The sequence below is a fragment of the Listeria immobilis genome, from assembly GCF_014322765.1.
GTDB classification, from domain to species: Bacteria; Bacillota; Bacilli; order Lactobacillales; family Listeriaceae; genus Listeria; species Listeria immobilis.
In genome coordinates this window covers 1-3,719 of record NZ_JAASTZ010000033.1, presented here as the reverse complement: position 1 = coordinate 3,719, position 3,719 = coordinate 1, and the positions used below count along the sequence as shown (strand labels likewise).

Annotated in this window: 5 protein-coding genes; all 5 read left to right on the top strand. The window is 34.0% G+C overall.

Annotated elements, in window-relative coordinates:
• Positions 1 to 1,059 (top strand): isopeptide-forming domain-containing fimbrial protein (locus HCJ50_RS15515; RefSeq protein ID WP_185395784.1); only part of this gene is annotated, 1,059 nt, incomplete at its 5' end.
• A 96-nt stretch (positions 1,060 to 1,155) separates the two neighbouring features.
• Positions 1,156 to 1,395 carry an FmdB family zinc ribbon protein gene (locus tag HCJ50_RS15510; RefSeq protein ID WP_185395783.1) on the top strand — a complete coding sequence of 80 codons (240 nt, stop codon included), beginning with the start codon at positions 1,156 to 1,158 and terminating at the stop codon, positions 1,393 to 1,395.
• Positions 1,379 to 1,903, top strand: a complete 525-nt coding sequence (locus HCJ50_RS15505) for a DUF4352 domain-containing protein (protein ID WP_185395782.1) — start codon at positions 1,379 to 1,381, stop codon at positions 1,901 to 1,903. Before HCJ50_RS15510 ends, HCJ50_RS15505 begins: the two co-directional genes overlap by 17 nt.
• 27 nt (positions 1,904 to 1,930) lie before the next feature.
• Positions 1,931 to 2,722 (top strand): class A sortase, encoded by a 792-nt coding sequence (locus HCJ50_RS15500; RefSeq protein ID WP_185395781.1) that lies wholly within the window; start codon positions 1,931 to 1,933, stop codon positions 2,720 to 2,722.
• A 212-nt stretch (positions 2,723 to 2,934) separates the two neighbouring features.
• Positions 2,935 to 3,564, top strand: a complete 630-nt coding sequence (locus HCJ50_RS15495) for a Crp/Fnr family transcriptional regulator (RefSeq protein ID WP_185395780.1) — start codon at positions 2,935 to 2,937, stop codon at positions 3,562 to 3,564.
• Positions 3,565 to 3,719 lie beyond the last annotated feature (155 nt).

Sequence of the window (3,719 nt, the reverse complement as noted above, 5' to 3'; positions counted from 1 at the left end):
ATACCAACGGTAACACCACCACCAGAAGAGCCAGTGATTGAGAAAGATGTGAACAACAAACAACATGAAGATTTAACGAACCGCGATGACAGCTTTGATTGGCATGTGAATGCAAGCTTTGGTAACACGACAACATCATGGGATCAAGCAAGTATTACAGACTCAATCAATGATTTATTAGAGATTCAAAAAGTGACGGTAGTAGATGAAAACGGAACAGATGTGACAGCCAACGGAACATTAACGGTGGACGGTAACAATATTTCGTTTGATCTAGCGAAGAAAGACGATACGTTCACGTATCTAGCAAATCATACCTACACCATGACAGTAACATCGAAAATTAAAGATAGCGCAACAGATGAAGAATTAGCACCATATATCGCTTCTGGAGGCATTCCAAACCAAGCGGACTTACATTTTGGTAACGCAGGAGATGTAATACACTCTGAAATACCAACGGTAACGCCACCACCAGAAGAACCAGTGATTCATAAAGATGTCAATAACAAACAACATGAAGATTTAACCAACCGTGATGACAGCTTTGATTGGCATGTGAATGCAAGCTTTGGTAACACGACTTCTACATGGAAACAAGCAAGCATTAAGGACTCTATTAATAGTCTACTTGAGATCCAAAAAGTGACCGTAGTAGATGAAAATGGTAAAGATGTAACTGCTAATGGGAAAGTAAATATGAATGGCAATGACGTTTCGTTTGATTTAGCGAAGAAAGATGGTGATTTTGGTTATCTAGCAGGCCATACCTACACCATGACAATTACAACGAAAATCAAAGATAGTGCAACCAATGAAGAATTATCTCCATTCGTTAAAAATGGTGGTATTCCAAATAGTGCAAGCCTAACATTCGGCGAAACAGCTAAAACAATCTATTCAGAAAAACCAACTGTAACACCACCACTTGATAACCCAACAGAGAACTTACCTCATACTGGTGATACGAACAACATGATTTGGTTGTTTGCAGGAGCACTTGTACTAGTAGCTACGTTGACATTTGCCGTTCGCAGAAGACGTCGTCACAATGCTTAATGCAGAAAAATAAGTAAAAATGTAATAACGCTTAACACAGATATAGCTAGGCAAGAATTGTCTTGCCTAGCTATTTTTTAGAAAGGAAGTAAGGTCTTGAAAAATAACGACCCCGAAACGTATCCGATTATTCAAAAAAAGTCATTAAAAGAACAGGAAGCGATTATTCAAGCCTATTTAAAAAATAAGAAGATAACGTTCCATTGTACGGAGTGTGGGTATCATTTTCCAATTCAACAAAAGATGCAAAAAGTAAGCTGTCCAAAGTGTCGTGCAACTTTTCATCGTAACTTTAAAAAGAAAGTAGGAATTAAAAGAAATGAAAAAACGCAATAAATGGTCTTTACTTTTAGTGGTAGTGATTGTCGGTCTGCTTGCTTTTGGCGGATACTGGGCATTTAACTCAAAAAAAGAAGCGGATGAACAAGCGGCCACTGCTAAAGTAGATAATATGCAGGTACAATTACTAAGCCAAAAAAAGACGAATCAAGTCGGTACTTCTGACTGGAAAAAGAAAACAAAAGAAAGCTTTCTCATTTTAGATTTAAAAATGACCAATCAAACGAAAAAAGAACAAGCGGCTAGTCTAGTAACATTTAAATTAACCGATACAAAAACAAAAAAAGAATACCCATTATCCGAATCAGCAACGATTTCGAATGCCTTAAACAAAAAAGGGAAAATGAAAGAAACCTTCTTCTTAAATACTTTAGATAAGGATGAAAGCAAAGAAGGACAGTTAGTCTTTGAAGTACCAGAAAAGACAGTGGATGCTAATAATCTTTCCCTTGTTATTTCTAGTACAAAGACAGAACAACAAAAAATGGTAAAAATACAGAATTAATCTGTTTTATATAAAGGAGTTACAATAATGATGAAATTTCGTCTTACTTTTTATTTACTCATATGGATAAGCCTCCTTCTTCTTAGCATACCTTTTCTGAAGAACGAATACCTAGCTTATCAGACGACTAAATATGATGTAACTCAGTACACGAAACAAGAGCTTGCTAATAACGAAAAAAAAGCTATTTCTGGGTCACCAGAAATAAGTGGCCTAGCAGCTATTCAGCCACCTTCTGTAACAGATATATCCAAGTCATTAAACTATGACTATTCAGAGGAAGTTATTGGTGGAATCAGTATACCATCCTTAGATATTCAACTGCCTATATTACAAAAGATATCAAATAAAAATTTATATGTTGGTGCTGCACCTGTAATTAGTAATCGGAAAATGGGAGAAGGTAACTATAGTCTAGCTGCTCATCATATTCACCGAGAAAAAGCCTTTTTCGGTCCACTTATGAACGCAAAAAAAGGGGAGAAAATATATCTTCAAAACGCAACTTACCAATATACCTACCAAATTGTGACAGTAAAAGTAGTTCCAGAAACAGATACAAGCGTTTTAAAACAAACCAACAAACCTACACTTACACTTATTACCTGTGATAAACCAACTACTACCACCAATAGGTTAATCGTAACTGCGGAACTAGTTCAAAAACAATTACTAACACAAGCAAGTAAAAGCGAAGTAGTATTCTCGGAGAAAACGATACCACTCTTTAACTTTTGGAATATCATTATTGGTGCAGGAATCATTTTTGTTATGGGACTCTTGGTTATGATTATTTGGAAGAAAAGTAAAAAATACTAAGTGTTATCGGAAATAACACTTAGTATTTCATAATATGCAAAGAGAATATATAGTAATCTAAATGTTTTAAATAGTTAGAGAGAGTCAACTTATTAGTGGTTTTTTGTCTTTTCTTAAAATATATTTAGGGTGAAAGCTAGAAAAATATCCCTTATTCATTTTATCTTAATAATGAAAGTAGAAATAGATAATAACAGAAGGAGGATGCCAAAATGTCTGATAAAAAAGTTGATGAGATGATTGTAGACTTAAATAAATACAAACTGGAGGACTACTGGATACGGATGGAAGAAATATCCGAAAATGAAGTTATTAACCAGTATCAATTTTTATATGAATTTGTTTTCGTAAAAGAAGGTGTATTGCATGTGGAAAATAAAAACCATCAGATTCTTAACTTCTTTTCTGATGGAGATGTGATAAATCAACAAGTCTTTGGAGTCACAGCAAGCAAAAAATTAAGTTTCATATGTGATGAGAAGACGTCCCTCGTTTATATTAATAGAGAATATTTTCTTAACTTTGCGACCAATAATCCGGCCTATATGAAGTGGTTTTTAGATGCAACAGAAAGAAATAATAAAAATTTATATAATGAAATCATTAAATATGATTATCCAACAAAGGAACGTATTGTACACGCATTGCAGTATCTTTGCAAAAAATTAAGAATGGAGAAAACAGAAGGTTTCCAACGCATTCCATTTTATATGGACAACGAGAAAATAGCTAATTATGTAGGTGTATCTTGCAAAGAGTTTACTAAAATATTGCCTATATTAATAAGTAAACAATTATTAGAAAAAAGAAATGAAGGCTTATATGTGAAAAATGTAGATTGATAGATACTTGTTTTAGTTTAGCTGTACATCCAATTAATTTTGCACAGGGAGTTAGCCTAAATTTTGTCATACATATTGCGAAAAAGTGTGTAATTATCACACGATGAAGGTTGGCAAAACAAGTATCCTTAAGTTAAGTAAACGAGGGAAAAGGA

Excerpts from the sequence above, each read along its gene's own strand:
- HCJ50_RS15505 (WP_185395782.1), top strand. The coding sequence starts at position 1,379 with ATGAAAAAACGCAATAAATGGTCTTTACTTTTAGTGGTAGTGATTGTC.
- HCJ50_RS15500 (WP_185395781.1), top strand. The coding sequence starts at position 1,931 with ATGATGAAATTTCGTCTTACTTTTTATTTACTCATATGGATAAGCCTC.
- HCJ50_RS15495 (WP_185395780.1), top strand. The coding sequence starts at position 2,935 with ATGTCTGATAAAAAAGTTGATGAGATGATTGTAGACTTAAATAAATAC.